This is a genomic window from Pseudescherichia sp. (assembly GCF_031979925.1).
Lineage (GTDB): Bacteria > Pseudomonadota > Gammaproteobacteria > Enterobacterales > Enterobacteriaceae > Pseudescherichia.
Window position 1 is genome coordinate 209897 of record NZ_DALZFB010000007.1, and the last position, 19290, is coordinate 229186.

Consider the following 19290-nt stretch of genomic DNA (forward strand, 5'->3'; position numbering starts at 1 on the left):
CACTGTCTGCGGTTGCGCTGACAGTGCGTCGTGATATCATCAGGGAAGACCGGTTACATCCCCCTAACAAGCTGTTTAAAGAGAAACACGATTATGACGGATAAATTGACCTCCCTGCGTCAGTTCACCACCGTGGTGGCCGACACCGGAGACATCGCGGCAATGAAGCTGTATCAGCCGCAGGATGCTACAACCAACCCTTCTCTGATCCTTAACGCAGCCCAGATCCCTGAATACCGCAAGCTGATTGACGACGCCGTGACCTGGGCAAAAAGCCAGAGCAGCGATCGCGCGCAGCAGATCGTTGACGCCTCCGACAAGCTGGCGGTGAACATCGGTCTGGAGATCCTGAAGCTGGTGCCGGGCCGTATCTCTACTGAAGTAGATGCGCGTCTCTCCTATGACACCGAAGGCTCCATTGCCAAAGCCAAGCGTCTGATCAAGCTCTACAACGACGCGGGCATCAGCAACGATCGCATCCTGATCAAGCTGGCCTCTACCTGGCAGGGCATTCGTGCCGCTGAGCAGCTGGAGAAAGAGGGCATCAACTGTAACCTGACTCTGCTGTTCTCCTTCGCCCAGGCGCGCGCCTGTGCTGAAGCGGGCGTGTTCCTGATTTCGCCGTTCGTGGGCCGTATCCTTGACTGGTACAAGTCCAACACCGACAAGAAAGAGTACGCGGCCTCTGAAGATCCGGGTGTGGTCTCCGTTACCGAAATCTACGAATACTACAAGCAGCACGGCTATGAGACCGTCGTGATGGGCGCAAGCTTCCGTAATGTCGGTGAGATCATTGAGCTGGCAGGCTGCGACCGTCTGACCATCGCTCCTGCGCTGCTGAAAGAGCTGGCGGAGAGCGAAGGTACCGTAGAGCGTAAGCTCTCCTTCAGCGGTGAAGTGAAAGCGCGTCCGGAGCGCATCACCGAAGCCGAATTCCTGTGGGAGCACAACCAGGATCCGATGGCAGTAGACAAGCTGGCGGACGGTATCCGCAAGTTTGCCGTTGACCAGGGTAAACTGGAAACAATGATCGGCGATCTGCTGTAACTCCTCTGCGTGACCGGGCCTCCGGTCACGCTCCTGTTTTTCGATCCTGTCTGTTATTCCCCTCTGCGTGTATCATTCCCGTATCGATATTGTTTGAACGGAAATGCTATGAATACATTACGCATCGGCTTAGTCTCTGTCTCCGACCGCGCCTCCAGCGGCGTCTATCAGGACAAGGGTATTCCTGCTCTTGAAGCCTGGTTGGCCTCCGCCCTCGCGACCCCCTTTATCATCGAAACCCGTCTTATTCCGGACGAGCAGGCGATCATTGAGCAGACGCTGTGCGAGCTGGTGGATGAGATGAGCTGCCACCTGGTTTTAACCACCGGTGGCACGGGGCCAGCGCGCCGGGACGTCACGCCAGACGCGACGCTGGCGGTAGCCGATCGCGAGATGCCGGGCTTTGGCGAGCAGATGCGACAGATCAGCCTGCACTTTGTACCCACTGCAATCCTGTCGCGCCAGGTAGGGGTGATCCGTAAGCAGGCGCTGATCCTCAACCTTCCCGGCCAGCCGAAGTCGATTCAGGAGACGCTGGAAGGGGTCAAAGAGAGTGATGGCAAGGTAGTTGTACCGGGTATTTTTGCCAGTGTACCTTATTGTTTACAGTTACTCGAAGGGCCTTATGTGGAAACTCATCAGGACGTGGTAGCAGCTTTTCGGCCCAAAAGCGCGAGGCGTGAAACAATCTCCTGAATAAGGAGCTTTTCTGGCATAAGCCATGCAATAGGGTAGCCAGAGAGTGGCGTAGTGATATTTTTACGATATAGTAATTTTAACTTTACATAAGACGTAAAAATAAATTCATCCACCTCTCTTCGCACATGGTTCGTTATGTCTGAAAACGCACGCCCGCTGAATCGCCAGGATTATAAAACGCTCTCGCTCGCTGCCCTTGGCGGCGCGCTGGAGTTTTACGATTTCATCATCTTCGTCTTTTTTGCCGCCGTCGTTGGTGCGCTCTTCTTCCCGGCGGATATTCCCGAGTGGCTGCGCCAGGTCCAGACCTTCGGCATTTTTGCCGCAGGCTATCTGGCTCGGCCACTGGGCGGCATTATCATGGCGCACTTTGGCGATCTCGTCGGCCGGAAGAAGATGTTTACCCTGAGCATTCTGCTGATGGCGGTGCCGACTCTGGCAATTGGCCTGCTGCCTACCTACGCCTCTATCGGTATTGCCGCACCGCTGCTTTTACTGCTGATGCGTCTTTTACAGGGTGCGGCGATCGGCGGCGAGGTGCCGGGGGCATGGGTTTTTGTCGCTGAACACGTGCCTGCCCGGCGGATCGGCATCGCCTGCGGCACCCTGACGGCGGGCCTCACCGTGGGTATCCTGCTGGGTTCGGTGGTGGCGACGATAGTCAACCGCGCCATGACGCCGGAGACGCTGCATGAATATGGCTGGCGTATTCCATTCCTGCTCGGCGGCGCGTTTGGCCTGGTAGCGATGTACCTGCGCCGCTGGTTGCAGGAGACACCGATCTTTCTTGAGATGCAGCAGCATAAAGCGCTGGCCAAGGAGCTGCCGGTGAAGGCGGTAGTGGTTAAGCATAAGAGGGCGGTGGCGATCTCCATGCTGCTCACCTGGCTGCTCTCCGCCTGCATCGTGGTGGTGATCCTGATGTCGCCGGTCTGGCTGCAGAAGCAGTATGGCCTCGCCCCGGCGCTGACTCTGCAGGCCAACAGCGTGGCCACCATTATGCTCTGCATTGGCTGTCTGCTGGCCGGGCTGGCGGCGGATCGCTTCGGGGCGAGCAGAACCTTTATCGTCGGCAGCATTCTGCTGGCCTGCACCAGCGGCATCTTCTATCACTTCGCTGGTACGCACCCGGAGCATCTCTCTCTGCTCTATGGTCTGGCAGGGCTGGGCGTTGGGGTCGTCGGCGCGGTGCCCTACGTCATGGTGCGGGCGTTCCCGGCTGAGGTACGCTTCACCGGCATCTCCTTCTCCTACAACGTCTCTTACGCCATCTTTGGCGGGCTGACGCCGATTGCGGTCACCCTGCTGATGGGCATCTCGCCGCTGGCCCCGGCCTGGTACGTGCTGGCGCTGGCGCTGGTCGGCTTAGGATTAGGGATCTGGCTGCGGCAGGATCTGAACCCGCAAGACGTTACGCCTCGCGCTGAATTGAATCAAACATCTTTATAGTCTTCTACCAGCTACCTTTTTCCGAGCATCCTCGCAGGGTATCCACCTCATTCTGACAATGAACAGAATGAGGCGGATACTAAAAGCAGGTTGGACTTACAAGGAAAAAACATGGCAAGGATCTCGCCGTCTACACCGCACGACGCGGTGTTCAAACAATTTATGACGCACCCTGAGACAGCGCGCGACTTTCTTAATATCCATCTTCCTTCGCATCTCTTAAAATTATGCGATCTCAAAACGTTACGCCTTGAATCGGGCAGCTTTATTGAGGAAAACTTGCAGGCACGTCATTCCGATGTACTCTGGTCACTGCAAACCCGTTATGGCGTGGGCTATATCTACGCTTTGCTTGAGCATCAGAGTACGCCCGACAAGCAGATGACATTCCGTCTTATGCGCTACGCGCTGGCAGCGATGCAGCGTCATCTGGATGCCGGGAACGAGAAATTACCGCTGGTGATCCCGATACTTTTCTACCATGGCAGCGTAAGTCCGTATCCTTTTCCGATGTGCTGGCTGGATGCATTTGAATACCCAGCCCTGGCGCAGCAGCTTTACACACAGGAGTTTCTCTTGGTTGACGTTACTGTCATTCCTGATGCTGACATCATGACTCATCGCAGAGTGGCGCTTCTTGAGTTTTTGCAGAAGCATATTCGTGCGCGGGATCTCATGGCATTTCATGAGCATTTGGCTTCCCTACTTTTACAGGGCTACACTACCGGACAGCAGCTCAGGACAGTCATTAACTATCTTGTGCAGGCTGGAAATAGTGTCGATCATGGTGCGCTGATTCGTGTACTGGCGAAGAAAGCTCCGCAACATAAGGATATTCTAATGACTATTGCAGAACAGCTTAGGCAGGAAGGTCATGGGGAAGGGCTGCAACAAGGCCGCAGCGAAGGTCGTAGCGAAGGCCGTCTTGAAGCTACGATTCGCATTGCGCAAGCTATGTTGAACCAGGGAATGGAGCGTGCGCAGATTATCCAGCTGACCGGCCTGGCTGAGGAGGCGCTTGACGCGCTGGCATGCTCCAGAATAAATAAATAATGCCCCAGCCTTAGCCGCCGGAGCATCACCTATATTAGAGCCTCTCGCCAATCGGCAGCACGGTGCGGCCATACTGCTCGTTGAGCACTTCACCCATTGCCAGGTAGATGGCGCTTGCGCCGCATACCAGACCGATCCAGCCTGCCACGTGAACGATGCCTTCGTTATCCGCCAGGTGTCCCACGCAGAGCAGCGCAAACAGCACCGTCAGGCTCAGGAATACGAACTGCAGCATACGCGCACCTTTCAGCGTGCCGAAGAACATAAACAGGGTGAACACGCCCCAGATCCCCAGGTAAACACCAAGGAAGTGGCCGTTGGCCGCATCCGCCAGGCCCATTTTCGGCATAATGAGGATCGCCACTAGTGTCAGCCAGAAGGAGCCGTAGGAGGTAAAGGCGGTTAAGCCAAAGGTATTGCCTTTTTTATATTCCAGCAGCCCGGCAAAAATCTGAGCGATGCCGCCGTAGAAGATGCCCATCGCCAGGATAACGCCATCCAGCGGGAACATGCCAATATTGTGCAGGTTAAGCAAAATAGTGGTCATGCCGAAGCCCATTAAGCCCAGCGGAGCCGGATTAGCCAACTTAGTGTCGCCCATAAATCCCCAAAAAATCATCATAAAAATGGTGAAAGTAAAAGCCCCGCATCCAGATAGTGGAAGCGGGGCGCGGCATGATAATGAGCGGCATCAACTCTGTCTTTGATCTATGCTAGATAATTGAAAAAAATACCTTGCAATCCGGAAATTAAGCTTCGGTTGTGGCGAATATCCGTCGCAGGCAGGCAATCTGCAGGACGGCGGGAATAGTGACCCGATAGGCGCTGCCGCTCATGGCCTTAACACTGTTAAACGCCGCCCCTAGCGGGCCGCCAAGACCGGCTCCACGCACCAGCCCGTGACCGATAACGCTGATAGCGGCATGAGTACGTAGAATGCGGGTCAGCTGGCTGGAGAGCAGGTGGGAAACCCCCTTTGCCAACGCCGGATCCTCAAGCAGCAGCGGCAGCAGCTCCTCAAGCTCAGAGACTTTCGCCTCAACATCCTGCAGAAACGCCTGCTTCTGTTCGGCATCCATTTTCTGCCAGGCGTTACGCAGAAAATGCGCCAGCAGGGCCTGTTCAATTTCAACGGTCGTGTTCTCTTTATGCGCCTTGAGCTTAAGCCGTTTCGCCACGTCCAGCAGAATGGCGCGGTACAGTTTTCCGTGGCCGCGTAGCCTGTTAGCGATGCTGTCGCCGCCGTAATGCTGTAACTCCCCGGCGATGAGCTGCCAGTTGCAGCGGTGCTGCTCCGGATGGCCTTCCATTGCCCTGAACAGCTCGTTATGCCGCAGGGTACTCGACAGGCGGGCCTTGCCTTTTTCGTTATGGGTAAGCAGGCGGGTCAGATCGGCCAACTGCTCCTCGCTGCAATGCTGAAGAAAGTCCAGATCCTCGTCGTTTAGATAGCTAATATCCATTGCCTTCTCTTTACTGGATTAAATCGTCCTACGTCAGTCCCTATAATACCCCTACAAAACCAAATATCATTCGGCTAATCTTTTATTTTTATTACATTATTTACGGAAATGGTTTGCTTGATTTAATTGTCGATGTGAATGTATTGCGGTGAAAAAGAGAGGGCGGCAAAAAAATTTTCTGTCTCTCCCCTTGATGCGTTGCGTTACGTCCCCATCTTGTAGTCAACCGAAGTGGTGAGTCTGAAAAAAAACAGTTTGGGACAGTTGAAACCGCACGTTTCGCCCTTATTACAGATTCACAACCACATGATGAACAAATTTTTAGTGGAGACGTTTAGATGGGTAAAATTATTGGTATCGACCTGGGTACTACCAACTCTTGTGTAGCGATTATGGATGGCACCACTGCACGTGTGCTGGAGAACGCCGAAGGCGATCGCACCACGCCGTCAATCATTGCTTATACCCAGGACGGTGAAACTCTGGTGGGTCAACCGGCTAAACGTCAGGCAGTGACAAACCCGCAAAACACCCTGTTTGCGATTAAACGCCTGATTGGTCGCCGCTTCCAGGACGAAGAAGTGCAGCGTGATGAAGCCATCATGCCGTACAAAATTATCGGCGCTGACAACGGCGACGCATGGATCGACGTGAAGGGCCAAAAAATGGCACCGCCGCAGATCTCTGCTGAAGTGCTGAAGAAAATGAAGAAAACGGCTGAAGACTATCTGGGCGAACCAGTAACTGAAGCGGTTATCACCGTACCTGCATACTTCAACGATGCTCAGCGTCAGGCAACGAAAGATGCCGGTCGTATCGCGGGTCTGGAAGTCAAACGTATCATCAACGAACCGACCGCTGCTGCGCTGGCCTACGGTTTGGATAAAGAAGTGGGTAACCGCACTATCGCCGTATACGACCTTGGCGGCGGTACCTTCGATATCTCCATTATCGAAATCGACGAAGTTGACGGTGAGAAAACCTTCGAAGTGCTGGCAACCAATGGTGATACCCACCTGGGTGGTGAAGACTTCGACAGCCGTATGATCAACTATCTCGTTGAAGAGTTTAAGAAAGATCAGGGTATCGACCTGCGTAACGACCCGCTGGCGATGCAGCGCCTGAAAGAAGCCGCAGAGAAAGCGAAGATCGAGCTCTCTTCTGCTCAGCAGACCGACGTGAACCTGCCGTATATCACCGCAGACGCGACCGGTCCGAAACACATGAACATTAAAGTGACCCGTGCGAAGCTGGAAAGCCTGGTAGAAGACCTGGTAAACCGCTCTATCGAGCCGCTGAAGGTTGCACTGCAGGATGCGGGCCTCTCTGTCTCTGACATTCAGGACGTGATCCTGGTCGGTGGCCAGACCCGTATGCCGATGGTACAGAAGAAAGTTGCTGAGTTCTTTGGTAAAGAGCCGCGTAAAGACGTTAACCCGGACGAAGCAGTGGCAATCGGTGCTGCGGTTCAGGGCGGCGTGCTGACCGGTGATGTGAAAGACGTTCTGCTGCTTGACGTGACTCCGCTCTCCCTGGGTATCGAAACCATGGGCGGCGTGATGACCGCGCTGATCAACAAGAACACCACCATCCCGACCAAGCACAGCCAGGTGTTCTCCACTGCGGAAGACAACCAGTCTGCGGTAACTATCCATGTGATTCAGGGTGAGCGTAAACGTGCATCTGATAACAAATCACTGGGTCAGTTCAACCTCGACGGTATTAACCCGGCGCCGCGTGGCATGCCGCAGATCGAAGTTACCTTTGACATCGACGCCGACGGTATTCTGCACGTCTCCGCGAAAGACAAAAACAGCGGTAAAGAGCAGAAGATCACCATTAAAGCCTCTTCTGGCCTCAACGAAGATGAGATCCAGAAAATGGTTCAGGATGCGGAAGCCAACGCCGAGTCTGACCGTAAGTTTGAAGAGCTGGTCCAGACCCGCAACCAGGGTGACCACCTGCTGCACAGCACCCGTAAGCAGGTTACCGAAGCAGGCGATCAGCTGCCGGCTGACGACAAAACCGCTATCGAGTCTGCGCTGAGCGCGCTGGAAACTTCGCTGAAAGGCGAAGATAAAGCCGATATCGAAGCGAAAATGCAGGCACTGGCGCAGGTTTCCCAGAAGCTGATGGAGATCGCGCAGCAGCAGCACGCCCAGCAGCAGGCAGGCGGCGCTGACGCTTCTGCGAACAATGCGAAAGACGACGACGTGGTCGACGCTGAGTTCGAAGAAGTTAAAGATAAAAAATAATCGCCCTGATGTAGGGTAGAAAACCAGCACGGGCGTAGAGGTTTCCTCTCCGCCCGTGCTCGCATGTTAGGGGCAGATAAACAAATGGCAAAGCAAGACTATTACGAGATTTTAGGCGTTCCGAAAAGTGCGGAAGAGCGTGAAATCAAAAAGGCCTATAAGCGTCTGGCGATGAAGTTCCACCCGGACCGCAACCAGGGCGATAAAGAGGCCGAAGCCAAATTTAAAGAGATTAAAGAAGCGTACGAAGTCCTGACCGATGCGCAAAAACGTGCGGCCTACGATCAGTATGGTCACGCGGCGTTTGAGCAGGGCGGCATGGGCGGCGGCGGCGGTTTTGGCGGCGGCGGCGCTGACTTTAGCGATATCTTTGGCGATGTATTTGGCGATATCTTTGGCGGCGGTCGCGGTCGTCAGCGCGCAGCGCGTGGGGCTGACCTGCGCTACAACATGGAGCTGACGCTGGAAGAGGCCGTACGCGGCGTCACCAAAGAGATCCGTATTCCGACGCTGGAAGAGTGCGACATCTGCCACGGCAGCGGCGCAAAAGCCGGTACCCAGCCTCAGACCTGTCCGACCTGTCATGGATCCGGCCAGGTGCAGATGCGCCAGGGCTTCTTTGCGGTACAGCAGACCTGTCCGCACTGTCAGGGACGCGGTACGCTGATCAAAGATCCGTGCAACAAGTGCCACGGTCACGGCCGCGTTGAGAAGAGCAAAACCTTGTCCGTGAAGATCCCGGCAGGCGTCGATACCGGCGACCGTATTCGTCTCACCGGCGAGGGCGAAGCAGGGGAGCACGGTGCACCGGCAGGCGATCTGTACGTTCAGGTACAGGTGAAGCAGCACCCGATTTTCGAGCGCGAAGGCAACAACCTCTACTGTGAAGTGCCGATCAACTTTGCCATGGCGGCGCTGGGCGGTGAGATTGAGGTCCCGACGCTGGACGGCCGCGTTAACCTGAAGGTCCCGAGCGAAACCCAGACCGGCAAGCTGTTCCGCATGCGCGGTAAAGGCGTGAAGTCGGTACGTGGTGGCGCGCAGGGCGACCTGCTGTGCCGCGTGGTGGTTGAGACGCCGGTTGGCCTCAACGAGAAGCAGAAGCAGCTGCTGAAGGATCTTCAGGAGAGCTTCGGTGGTCCAACGGGCGAACATAACAGCCCGCGCTCCAAAAGCTTCTTCGACGGCGTAAAGAAGTTCTTTGACGACCTGACGCGCTAAACGCTGGCATCTATCTTCATTAAAGCCTGGGATAATCTCAGGCTTTTTTTTTGCCGTTTTTAACTGGAGATAGCGATGTTATTTTCGGTATGGAAAATAGTTGTGATTACCCTAACGTGTAAAATAAGTATCGGATTTATTTTATATAAAAATACTCTTCGCTGTATTAATAAATAAGTCGTTATCCTCTGTAAAACAACATTTTTCGACACCTGGCATTTAGTAGTTACGCATTTTTATTATGTGGGATTTATATCACTATTCCGCACCGCCGTTTCGCTAATATACGTTACCGCAGCAAATCGGTGTCCATAAAGGATATATTATAACTGTGGGGAATGCATTCAATGTCTTTAACGCGGAACACATTTTGGGCTTGTATAGTATTTGCAACGCCCGCGCTATTTAGTCAATCGGCTTACGCTCTGGAGTATATAAATTCCTTCGGCTCAATTAATGCCGGATATGCTGACTGGAACAGCGGCTTTGTCAATGTACATCGAGGCGAAGTCTGGAAAGCCACTGCCGATTTCGGCGTTAATTTTCGCGAGGCGGAATTTTACTCCTTCATTGAAAGTAATGTTTTAAACCATTCCGTCGCTGGACGAAACCATACTGTTTCTGCCATGACGCATGTTCGTCTTTTTGACTCTGACTACACTTTCTTTGGCAAAATATATGGTCAGTGGGAGAACACCTGGGGAGACGATCTGGATATGTTTTATGGTCTGGGCTATCTCGGCTGGAGTGGTGATTGGGGGTTTTTTAAACCCTATATTGGATTACATAATCAATCTGGCGATTACGTCTCGCAGAAATATGGACAAACCAGCGGCTGGAACGGTTACGTTGTAGGCTGGACCACGGCATATAATTTCTCATTATTTGATGAGAAGCTTGTCTTATCTGACTGGAATGAAGTTGAACTTGATCGGAATGATGCTTATGCCGAGCAGCAGTACGGTGATTACGGTATTAACGGCGGTTTAACGCTGGCCTGGAAGTTTTATCCTCGCTGGAAGGCGGCTGTAACCTGGCGCTATTTCAAAAACAAATTAGGTTACGACGGATTCGGGGATCAAATGATTTATATGGTTGGGTATGAGTTCTAATTTTAGGCAAAGGAGTTGAGATGAAAAGAACGATTGTTGCCAGTATGGTTGGATTAGCATTATGCGCGGGAAGTGTATTATCGTCCGCACATGCCACAACAGATAAACGCCCTAATCTGGTTATTATTCTGGCAGATGATTTAGGTTATGGTGACCTTGCTACCTATGGTCATCAAATTGTGAAGACGCCGAATATCGATAAACTTGCGCAGGAGGGGGTGAAATTCACTGACTACTACGCACCAGCACCGCTATGTTCTCCTTCACGCGCGGGTCTGTTGACGGGACGAATGCCTTTCCGTACGGGCGTCCGTTCATGGATACCGGAGAACAAAAATGTGTCACTAGGGCGCAATGAGCTCACCATCGCCAACCTGCTGAAACAGCAGGGGTATGACACAGCGATGATGGGTAAACTGCATTTGAATGCGGGCGGCGATCGTACCGACCAGCCGCAGGCGAAAGACATGGGGTTCGATTATAGCCTCGTCAATCCTGCGGGGTTTGTATCGGATTCAACGCTGGATAATGCGAAAGAGCGTCCGCGCTATGGCGTTGTGCATCCAACGGGCTGGTTGCGTAACGGTAAACATATCGGGCGTGCAGATAAAATGAGCGGCGAGTTTGTTAGCTCTGAGGTGGTAAATTGGCTCGATAACAAAAAAGACGATAACCCCTTCTTCTTATATGTCGCCTTTACCGAAGTGCACAGCCCGCTGGCGGCGCCGAAAAAGTATCTCGATATGTACTCATCCTATATGAGTGAATATGAGAAGCAGCATCCGGATCTGTACTACGGGGACTGGGCAGATAAACCGTGGCGCGGTACCGGGGAATATTACGCCAACATCAGCTATATGGATGCGCAGGTTGGTAAAGTACTCGCCAAAATCAAGGCGATGGGGGAAGAAGATAATACGATCGTTATCTTTATCAGCGACAATGGTCCAGTTACGCGTGAAGCGCGCAAGGTCTATGAGCTGAATCTTGCTGGCGAGACAGATGGTTTACGCGGACGCAAAGATAACTTATGGGAAGGCGGGATCCGCGTCCCGGCCATTATTAAATATGGTAAACATATACCGCAGGGAACAGTCACCGATACGCCTGCCTACGGTCTCGACTGGTTGCCAACGCTGGCGCAGTTGATGGACTTTACGCTACCTTCCGATCGTACCTATGACGGCCAGTCGCTGGTGCCGCTCCTGGAGAAAAAATCCCTGACCCGGCAAAAACCGCTTATTTTCGGTATCGATATGCCTTTCCAGGACGATCCGACGGATGAGTGGGCAATTCGGGATGGCGACTGGAAGATGATTATAGATCGGGAAAATAAACCCAAATATCTCTATAACCTGAAAAATGACCGCTATGAAACGCTTAATCAGATTGGCAAACAGCCTGATATTGAGAAGCAGTTGTATAGCAAGTTCCTGAAGTACAAAACCGATATTGACCATGACTCCCTGATGAAAGCCCGGGGGGATAAGCCAACGCCTGTGACCTGGGGCTAACAGAATAACAATAAGAAACAAAGAGTATGCCACTTAGGGCTATGCCCGCCTGGTTCGGTACGGTTGTGCTGAACCAGGTTCTTTTACTTTAGAGGTCATACATAATGAGCAAAAAAGTTGTCAGGTTATGGTGAAGCCGACAGGGTCGGTGTGCAATCTTGATTGCCGATACTGTTTTTATCTTGAAAAAGAGAAGCTCTATCCTGAACGGAAAAATCATTATCGGATGTCTGAGAATACGCTTGAACTGTTTGTTCAGCAGCATATTGCCGCTCAGGATGTTGATGAAGTGATTTTTGCATGGCAGGGCGGAGAGCCTACGCTGATGGGAATACCGTTTTATCAAAAAGCAGTGGCGTTGCAGCAGCGCTACGCCAATGGAAAGACTATCGTCAATACATTCCAGACTAATGGCATCCTTGTTAATAGTGAGTGGGCACACTTTTTTAACCAACGGCAATTTCTGGTAGGCATATCCATTGATGGCGATGCAGCACTGCACGATGAGTGGCGTCTGACACGATCTGGCGGCCCCACACATGCGAAGGTTGAGCGGGCAATCCGCTGCCTGGTCGAGCATGAGGTCGAATTCAATACGCTTACCGTCGTTAATCACAGCAATATGCATCATCCGCAACGGGTTTATGCCTATCTTAAATCGCTGGGTAGCCGTTACATGCAGTTTATACCGCTAGTAGAAAGGCAAAGTAATCATGGCATCTCCACCCTGGCGCACCCGCAAGAGGATAAGGCCAATATGATGCCCTGGTCAGTTAACACCTCGCAGTTTGGCCATTTCCTTAATGCTATCTTTGATATCTGGATCCGAGAGGATATCGGTGAAATTGGCATCCAGCTTTTCGAACAGACGCTGGCAGCCTGGTGTGGTCTTCCACCCCAGGTCTGTATTTTTGCGCCCCAGTGCGGAAGTGCCTTTGCGATGGAAATGAACGGAGACATCTATAACTGCGATCACTTTGTCTACCCGGAGTATAAGCTGGGGAATATTTATGACAGGACATTGCGTGAGATGAATTCAAGTGAACAAAATCACTGCTTTGGCAAAGATAAAATGCGATCGATGGCGCAGGAGTGCCATGCCTGTCAGTGGAAATTTGCCTGTTACGGAGGCTGCCCTAAACATCGTTTTTTGCCATCAGCATCAGGCCAGTTAAATAAAAACTATCTCTGCGCAAGCTATAAAGCTTTTTTCTCGCATACGGCTCCGCTTATGGGCGTAATGAAAACGCTTTATGAAAATAATATTCCCCCAGCGGAGATTCGGACGGTATTGGTTTAAACGCTGTTCACTGAGGAATACATGTTCGCAAATATCAATGTGGATTGCTGTAAGACATTGGGTTGTAAAAATTTCGGCATCCTCAATAGCCCGGACTATATTATACAGAATAAGGATGTGCTCTGTCGGGAGTGTGGTTTTTTATTTCCTGTTATCTCAGCCACATCGTTAAATCTCTTTCGCCAGAGCGCTAATCGGCCATGGCGGGGATTGGTAAAGCAGTGTCCGCGCTGTGGTGGGCACTCGTTAAGAAAATATGGCTTCTCTTCACTTGGTAACCGCCGAATCTACTGCTGCCAATGTCATCGAACATTCATCGCGCCGGAGGAACAAAAGAGGGATCATCGGCAGATGGCGCTTCCTGGCCTGATACAGGAGGGAGCTTCTCTGACCGATATTCGCAAACAACTTGATCTGGACAGTACAGGCCTCTGCCGAGAGTTAAGCAAATTATCCCGAAATGCTAACCAACATGAGCGGCAAGGGGCATTTACTGCTTTTGATATTATGCTCAGCACACGAGCGTTTTACGTCAATTTTAACGGCGGTAATAGCCGACTATATGTATTAGTCACCGCAGAGGAGCAGAGCGGTAACGTGGTGGCTATTTCGACAAATTATTCCGCGCAACCAGTAGAGAAGGCGTATGAGTATATATCTCGTTATGAGGAACGTCTGCCCCCCGGAACGCTAATGCATCTGGTTCAGCGTAAAGAGTCGATTACCATGCGTCGCCAAAATCTTTTTGATGTGGATTATGGCCCTGCGACACTGAATAAAAACGATCCCGGTATGCTGGTAAAACCAGTCTTACCCGCTTACCGACATTTTGAATTAGTCCAGACGCTGACGGACGAGCGCTCCCTGAATGTTCAGCACTATATCGATCACGAGTGTTTTATCTTAGGCGGATGTATGATGGCAAACCTGGCTTATGTGCAACAAGGGCGAAGCCATATCTCTTTTGTGCGGGAGCGTGGAACACCACCTCTACAGCATGCCATGCCGCCGCGCCTGTTTATGAGTGGGGGTATTCGCAATAATGTCTGGCGAACGTTCTCAACGCGTGACTACGCGATGGCGGTGTGCAATCTTACGGAGAATAAAAAAACAGGCGCGCAGCGTTATGCAACTCTCAAAGGTGCTATACGGTTTATACAATACCTGCATGCGCATCCTTTTCTACCGCAGCTTAATCGATTGTCACCTGCCAACGTCACTGCAGTTCTTGAATATCTGAAATATGAATACAATCAAACACGTAGGAAGTAATGTAGTGCAATCAATTATTGATACGGGTTGATTCCTTTTTGCTAAGGAGAGGGAGAGTCAACGGTATATTTTTCTGGTTCTACTGTGAGCTGACGAGATAGATATACTGGAGATTCGTTATGAAAAATAGTGTTATTCATGGGCATACCCTTCCTGCTCCGCGTTCCGCTATTAATCAGGGGGTAGATGTTAATAATGCAATGGTTCTTAGCCACACGGCCATTTATCAGGATAGCCTTACCCAGATTACCGAAGACAATACGCTGGAAAAGGCGCGTATCACCCTTAATCCTTACGGCACTGCCCCTTTAAGTGCCTATGCCGGAATATGGAGCAGTGAAAACCGTGAAATCACTTTGTATATTCAGGATGTAGCTAAAACTGCCGTACTGACCAAACAGGTTTTAACGCTTAGCGCGGGCGCAAATCTGGTGCCGGTTCTCGGCCTTGTGGCTGACAGCGAAAACCAGATCGTCTTTCTTTCTGACGGTGTGGAAATTGCCTCTTATGCCATTACAACTCAGCCGTTGCCAGCTACAGACTCTGCTGATGTCACATTGGGGTTCCCTATTATCAGCGTGACTCAGCCGGTAACGGATGCAACAAAAATGGCTCCCGGTTACTACTTCATTACCCATTTCGATCGTTATAACTATGCGCTGGACCAAAACGGGATTGTACGCTGGTATGTGACGAAGGATTTTCCCTCTTACAACCTGGTGCGTATTGATAACGGCCACTTTCTTGCGACTTCGGAAGCAAATAACACCTATCTGAGCATGTATGAGTTTGACATGATGGGGCGTCTGTATGCCTTCTATGTACTGGACAATCAGTTTCATCACTCCATCTGGCAGTGGGACAGCAGTACGATTGTGGCTCCATCGGAATATACCGCGGGTCGTCCGGATGCATTACACACTAATGAGGATGGCGTTTCCGTTATCGATCTGACAACGGGGCTGGAGATTGCCTATTACGACCTGGCGAAAATTCTCGATCCGCAGCGCGAGTCACGACCGTCAGGTACAGCTCCAGGCGAAGATCCGACGGTAAAAGACTGGTTGCATATTAACCAAAGCTACGTTAATGAGACCAATAATCTCCTCATCGCTTCTGGTCGGCATCAGAGCGCAGTCTTTGGCATCGATCTGGAAACTGAGGCGCTACGATTCATTATGTCCACCCACGAAGAGTGGAATGAGGCATTACAGCCTTATCTACTGACGCCGGTTGATAATGATGGAGTACCGCTTTATGACTTCAATAATCCCGAAGATGTGGATGCCGCGAACCGTGATTTCTGGACGTGGGGCCAGCATAACGTTATTGAAATTCCAAATGAAAAACCGGATATCGTCGAGTTTATGGTCTTTGATAACGGTAATTTTCGCTCACGTGACGACAGTAAAAGTCTGCTGCCACCGGACAACTACAGCCAAATTGTCCATTTCATCATCGACCTGAAAACCATGACTATTACACGTCCTTTTGCGTACGGTAAGGAGCTTGGCTCACGAGGCTACAGCAGCTGCGTCAGTGCCAAGGAGATCCTCTCAAACGGTAATATCGTGGTGCACTTTGGAGACTGTACCTTTGATGAAAATGGTCGGGCGGTTTCGTGTCAGCCGGGGGATAGCGATCTTGTCGATCCGCAGGAAGGTAGTGAGGTAATGGGGAACCTGCTGTTACAGGAGATAGACCCCTCTACCAAATCGGTGCTTTTCGAAGCGACAATGACGTCGGGCTATTACAAAAATGAAGCTACCGGTGGGGAGGGTTATCGCTACGATATTACCAGCTTCCGCGTCTACAAAATGGCGCTCTATGCCTGAAGCGCCACGCTAAGCACATTCTTATCCTCCCACAAGCCCGATATCAGTTCGGGCTTTTTCATTATTTCTGTCCCCTGGCGATCCAGACGGTTAAACTGTTTCAGACGATTAGTAAATTATACAGAAGGAGCCGTTGTGAAACATTTGCGCCGCTTTATCAACAGCGATGCGTCCGGGGGTGTGACGCTCATCGTTGCCGCTCTGCTGGCGATGCTTTGCGCCAATCTTGGTGCCACTAAAGAGATTTATAATACTTTCCTCGAGCTGCCCGTGCAGTTCAGGGCCGGGCCGCTCGACATCAATAAAAACATGCTGCTGTTTATTAACGATGCGCTGATGGCCGTCTTCTTCCTGCTGGTCGGCCTTGAGGTGAAGCGCGAACTGGTACAGGGCGCGCTGGCTAGCCGCCACCAGGCGATGTTCCCGGTCATTGCTGCCCTGGGCGGCATGGTTGTTCCGGCGCTAATTTTCCTGCTGTTTAACGCTCACGATCCGGTGGTCAGCCATGGCTGGGCGATCCCTACCGCGACCGATATCGCCTTTGCGCTGGGCGTGCTGGCGTTGCTGGGTAGTCGCATTCCGCCAGCCCTGAAGATCTTCCTGATGGCGCTGGCGATTATCGATGACCTGGGTGCCATCATTATTATCGCGCTGTTCTACACCAGCGAGCTGTCAATGGTGTCGCTGGGCGTCGCCGCGCTGGCGGTTGTAGTGCTGGCGATAATGAATGCTCTTAACGTACGGCGCACTGGCCTCTATATTCTGGTTGGCCTGGTGCTCTGGACCGCGGTACTGAAGTCGGGCGTGCATGCCACCATCGCCGGGGTGATCCTTGGGTTCTTTATCCCACTGACGAAAGAAGAGGGCGTATCACCTTCCCGTCAGCTGGAGCATGTGCTTCATCCGTGGGTGGGCTGGCTGATCCTGCCGCTGTTCGCCTTTGCTAATGCAGGAGTCCCGCTGCAGGGCGTAACGCTGAGCGGGCTGGCCTCAATGCTGCCGCTGGGGATTATTGCCGGGCTGCTTATCGGCAAGCCGCTGGGTATTACCCTCTTTACCTGGCTGGCGCTGCGTCTGGGACTGGCAAAGCTGCCGCATGGCGCGCAGTTTAACCAGATCATGGCCGTTGGCGTGCTGTGCGGCATCGGCTTCACGATGTCTATCTTTATTACTAACCTGGCGTTTGACGGTATCGATCCCGAGCTGGTGGACTGGGCGAAGCTGGGTATCCTGACCGGTTCGTTATTGTCGGCAGTGATTGGCTATATGCTGCTACGGGCGCGTTTTAAAGTGCCAGCGGTTGCATAGTCCATAGTCCAGACGTAAAAAAACCCGCCTTGGCGGGTTTTTTTAACAAAGCTCAGCAGACGGGCGATTAAGCCAGTTTGTTGATCTGCGCGGTCAGGTTAGCCTTATGGCGCGCTGCTTTGTTTTTGTGGACCAGACCTTTAGCGGCCTGACGATCCACGATCGGTTGCATTTCGTTAAATGCTTTCTGTGCAGCTGCTTTGTCGCCAGCTTCAATCGCTGCGTATACTTTCTTGATGAAAGTACGCATCATAGAGCGACGGCTTGCGTTGTGCTTGCGTGCCTTTTCAGACTGAACGGCGCGCTTCTTAGCTGATTTGATATTAGCCAAGGTCCAACTCCCAAATATGATCTATGTGGACAATTCAAAGGCCGAGGAATATGCCCTTTCAGCCTTCTTTTGTCAATGGATTTGTGCAAATAAGCGGCGCTACGTTGCGACGCTCGTTACGTGTGATGGCGCAAGATTCTACCAGCTTGCTGGTCATGAATACAGCCTTTCTGCGACAAAAATCGCTATGAAGCACGAGTTTTTCTTACCGCAGGCAGACAGCGCGATGAAATCCCTCATGCTTTCTGTTTTACGAAGCCAATCGCCGGTTAACCTTAAACGCTGTACAAGGTATACTCGGACGATTTTCACTGTTTTGAGCCAGAGATGAAGCTGATACGCGGCACACATAATCTCAGCCAGGCCCCACACGGGTGTGTGCTGACTATTGGTAATTTTGACGGCGTGCACCGGGGGCATCAGGCGTTGCTACGCTGCCTGAATGCAGAGGGGCGCAAGCGCGGCCTGCCGGTGGTAGTGATGATGTTTGAACCGCAGCCGCTGGAGCTGTTTGCCGGTGATAAAGCCCCGGCCCGCCTGACGCGCCTGCGTGAAAAGCTGCGCTACCTGGCCGAGTGCGGCGTTGACTACGTGCTCTGCGTGCGCTTCGATCGCCGCTTTGCTGCCCTGACGGCGCAGAACTTTGTCAGCGACCTGCTGGTGGATCGCCTGGGCGTGCGCTTTCTTGCCGTCGGCGACGATTTCCGCTTTGGTGCTGGTCGGCAGGGCGATTTCTTGTTATTACAGAAGGCTGGCCTGGAGTACGGCTTTGACGTCACCAGTACCCAAACCTTCTGCGAAGGCGGCATGCGCATCAGCAGCACGGCGGTGCGCCAGGCGCTGGCAGAGGATGACCTGCCGCTGGCAGAGAGCCTGCTGGGCCATCCGTTCTCTATCTCTGGCCGCGTCGTGCACGGCGACGCGCTGGGACGCACCATCGGCTTCCCGACGGCAAACGTTCCGCTGCGCCGTCAGGTCTCCCCGGTAAAAGGGGTCTATGCGGTAGAAGTGATGGGGCTTGGCGATAAGCCACTGCCGGGCGTTGCCAATATTGGTACCCGCCCCACGGTCAAAGGCGTACGCCAGCAGCTGGAAGTACACCTGCTGGACGTTGTAATGGACCTTTATGGCCGCCATATAGAAGTAGTGCTGCGAAAAAAGATCCGCAGCGAAAAGCGATTTGCCTCGCTGGATGAGCTGAAGGCGCAAATTGCCAAAGATGAGTTAACCGCCCGCGAGTTATTTGGGTTATCAAACCTGGCGTAATGGCTAAACACGTTTTTAAATACGGAACCGAGAATCTGATGAGTGACTTTAAATCAACCCTGAATTTGCCGGAAACAGGGTTCCCGATGCGTGGCGATCTCGCCAAACGCGAACCGGGAATGCTGGCGCGTTGGAACGATGATGACCTGTACGGCATCATCCGTG

Annotated in this window: 17 protein-coding genes and 1 pseudogene; 15 read left to right on the forward strand and 3 right to left on the reverse strand. The window is 52.3% G+C overall.

Annotated features, from left to right (window positions below; all coding sequences use genetic code 11):
* Positions 1–93 precede the first annotated feature (93 nt).
* The 4 genes from tal (at position 94) to RTM13_RS14115 (ending at position 4248) form a co-directional block, all read left to right on the forward strand.
* Positions 94–1047 (forward strand): transaldolase, encoded by a 954-nt coding sequence (gene tal / locus RTM13_RS14100; protein ID WP_103818494.1) that lies wholly within the window; start codon positions 94–96, stop codon positions 1045–1047.
* A 108-nt stretch (positions 1048–1155) separates the two neighbouring features.
* Positions 1156–1743, forward strand: coding sequence for a molybdopterin adenylyltransferase (gene mog, locus RTM13_RS14105; protein WP_312212608.1), 588 nt, complete (start codon positions 1156–1158; stop codon positions 1741–1743).
* 138 nt (positions 1744–1881) lie between these two features.
* Positions 1882–3195, forward strand: a complete 1314-nt coding sequence (locus RTM13_RS14110) for an MFS transporter (RefSeq protein WP_312212609.1) — start codon at positions 1882–1884, stop codon at positions 3193–3195.
* 111 nt (positions 3196–3306) lie between these two features.
* Entirely contained in the window at positions 3307–4248 is a 942-nt protein-coding gene (locus RTM13_RS14115; protein ID WP_312212610.1) for an Rpn family recombination-promoting nuclease/putative transposase, read from the forward strand.
* Positions 4249–4282: 34 nt separating this feature from the next.
* Here RTM13_RS14115 and satP read toward each other — a convergent pair whose 3' ends face one another.
* Both satP and msyB read right to left on the reverse strand, forming a co-directional pair.
* Positions 4283–4849: an acetate uptake transporter gene (gene satP / locus RTM13_RS14120; RefSeq protein ID WP_312212611.1), complete on the reverse strand. Its 567-nt coding sequence runs from the start codon at positions 4847–4849 to the stop codon at positions 4283–4285.
* Between the two features lie 148 nt (positions 4850–4997).
* On the reverse strand, positions 4998–5711 hold the full coding sequence (gene msyB / locus RTM13_RS14125) for an acidic protein MsyB (RefSeq protein ID WP_312212612.1): 714 nt from the start codon (positions 5709–5711) through the stop codon (positions 4998–5000).
* Between the two features lie 338 nt (positions 5712–6049).
* On the opposite strand from msyB, the gene dnaK reads away from it, so the two are divergent.
* The 8 genes from dnaK to nhaA all read left to right on the forward strand — a co-directional run bounded on the left by dnaK (position 6050) and on the right by nhaA (position 17528).
* Positions 6050–7966 carry a molecular chaperone DnaK gene (gene dnaK / locus RTM13_RS14130; protein WP_312212613.1) on the forward strand — a complete coding sequence of 639 codons (1917 nt, stop codon included), beginning with the start codon at positions 6050–6052 and terminating at the stop codon, positions 7964–7966.
* An 84-nt stretch (positions 7967–8050) separates the two neighbouring features.
* Positions 8051–9187, forward strand: coding sequence for a molecular chaperone DnaJ (dnaJ, locus tag RTM13_RS14135; RefSeq protein ID WP_312212614.1), 1137 nt, complete (start codon positions 8051–8053; stop codon positions 9185–9187).
* Between the two features lie 347 nt (positions 9188–9534).
* On the forward strand, positions 9535–10299 hold the full coding sequence (locus RTM13_RS14140; protein ID WP_312212615.1) for an outer membrane protein OmpK: 765 nt from the start codon (positions 9535–9537) through the stop codon (positions 10297–10299).
* Between the two features lie 20 nt (positions 10300–10319).
* Entirely contained in the window at positions 10320–11813 is a 1494-nt protein-coding gene (locus RTM13_RS14145) for a sulfatase-like hydrolase/transferase (RefSeq protein WP_312212616.1), read from the forward strand.
* Between the two features lie 127 nt (positions 11814–11940).
* Positions 11941–13113, forward strand: coding sequence for an anaerobic sulfatase maturase (locus RTM13_RS14150; protein WP_312212617.1), 1173 nt, complete (start codon positions 11941–11943; stop codon positions 13111–13113).
* A 21-nt stretch (positions 13114–13134) separates the two neighbouring features.
* Positions 13135–14385 (forward strand): cytoplasmic protein, encoded by a 1251-nt coding sequence (locus RTM13_RS14155; RefSeq protein ID WP_312212618.1) that lies wholly within the window; start codon positions 13135–13137, stop codon positions 14383–14385.
* 119 nt (positions 14386–14504) lie between these two features.
* Positions 14505–16220 (forward strand): aryl-sulfate sulfotransferase, encoded by a 1716-nt coding sequence (locus tag RTM13_RS14160; RefSeq protein ID WP_312212619.1) that lies wholly within the window; start codon positions 14505–14507, stop codon positions 16218–16220.
* A gap of 135 nt (positions 16221–16355) precedes the next feature.
* A complete protein-coding gene (gene nhaA / locus RTM13_RS14165) occupies positions 16356–17528 on the forward strand; it encodes a Na+/H+ antiporter NhaA (RefSeq protein ID WP_312212620.1) in 1173 nt (390 codons plus the stop codon).
* A 67-nt stretch (positions 17529–17595) separates the two neighbouring features.
* Here nhaA and rpsT read toward each other — a convergent pair whose 3' ends face one another.
* Positions 17596–17859 carry a 30S ribosomal protein S20 gene (rpsT, locus tag RTM13_RS14170; protein WP_042388178.1) on the reverse strand — a complete coding sequence of 88 codons (264 nt, stop codon included), beginning with the start codon at positions 17857–17859 and terminating at the stop codon, positions 17596–17598.
* Between the two features lie 79 nt (positions 17860–17938).
* Here rpsT and RTM13_RS14175 point away from each other — a divergent pair.
* The 3 genes and pseudogenes from RTM13_RS14175 to RTM13_RS20230 form a co-directional block, all read left to right on the forward strand.
* Positions 17939–18179, forward strand: a pseudogene (locus RTM13_RS14175) (DUF2575 domain-containing protein).
* 7 nt (positions 18180–18186) lie between these two features.
* Positions 18187–19125, forward strand: a complete 939-nt coding sequence (ribF, locus tag RTM13_RS14180; protein WP_312212621.1) for a bifunctional riboflavin kinase/FAD synthetase — start codon at positions 18187–18189, stop codon at positions 19123–19125.
* Between the two features lie 38 nt (positions 19126–19163).
* Positions 19164–19290: hypothetical protein (locus tag RTM13_RS20230; protein ID WP_409456048.1), on the forward strand; the 127-nt coding region annotated here is incomplete at its 3' end.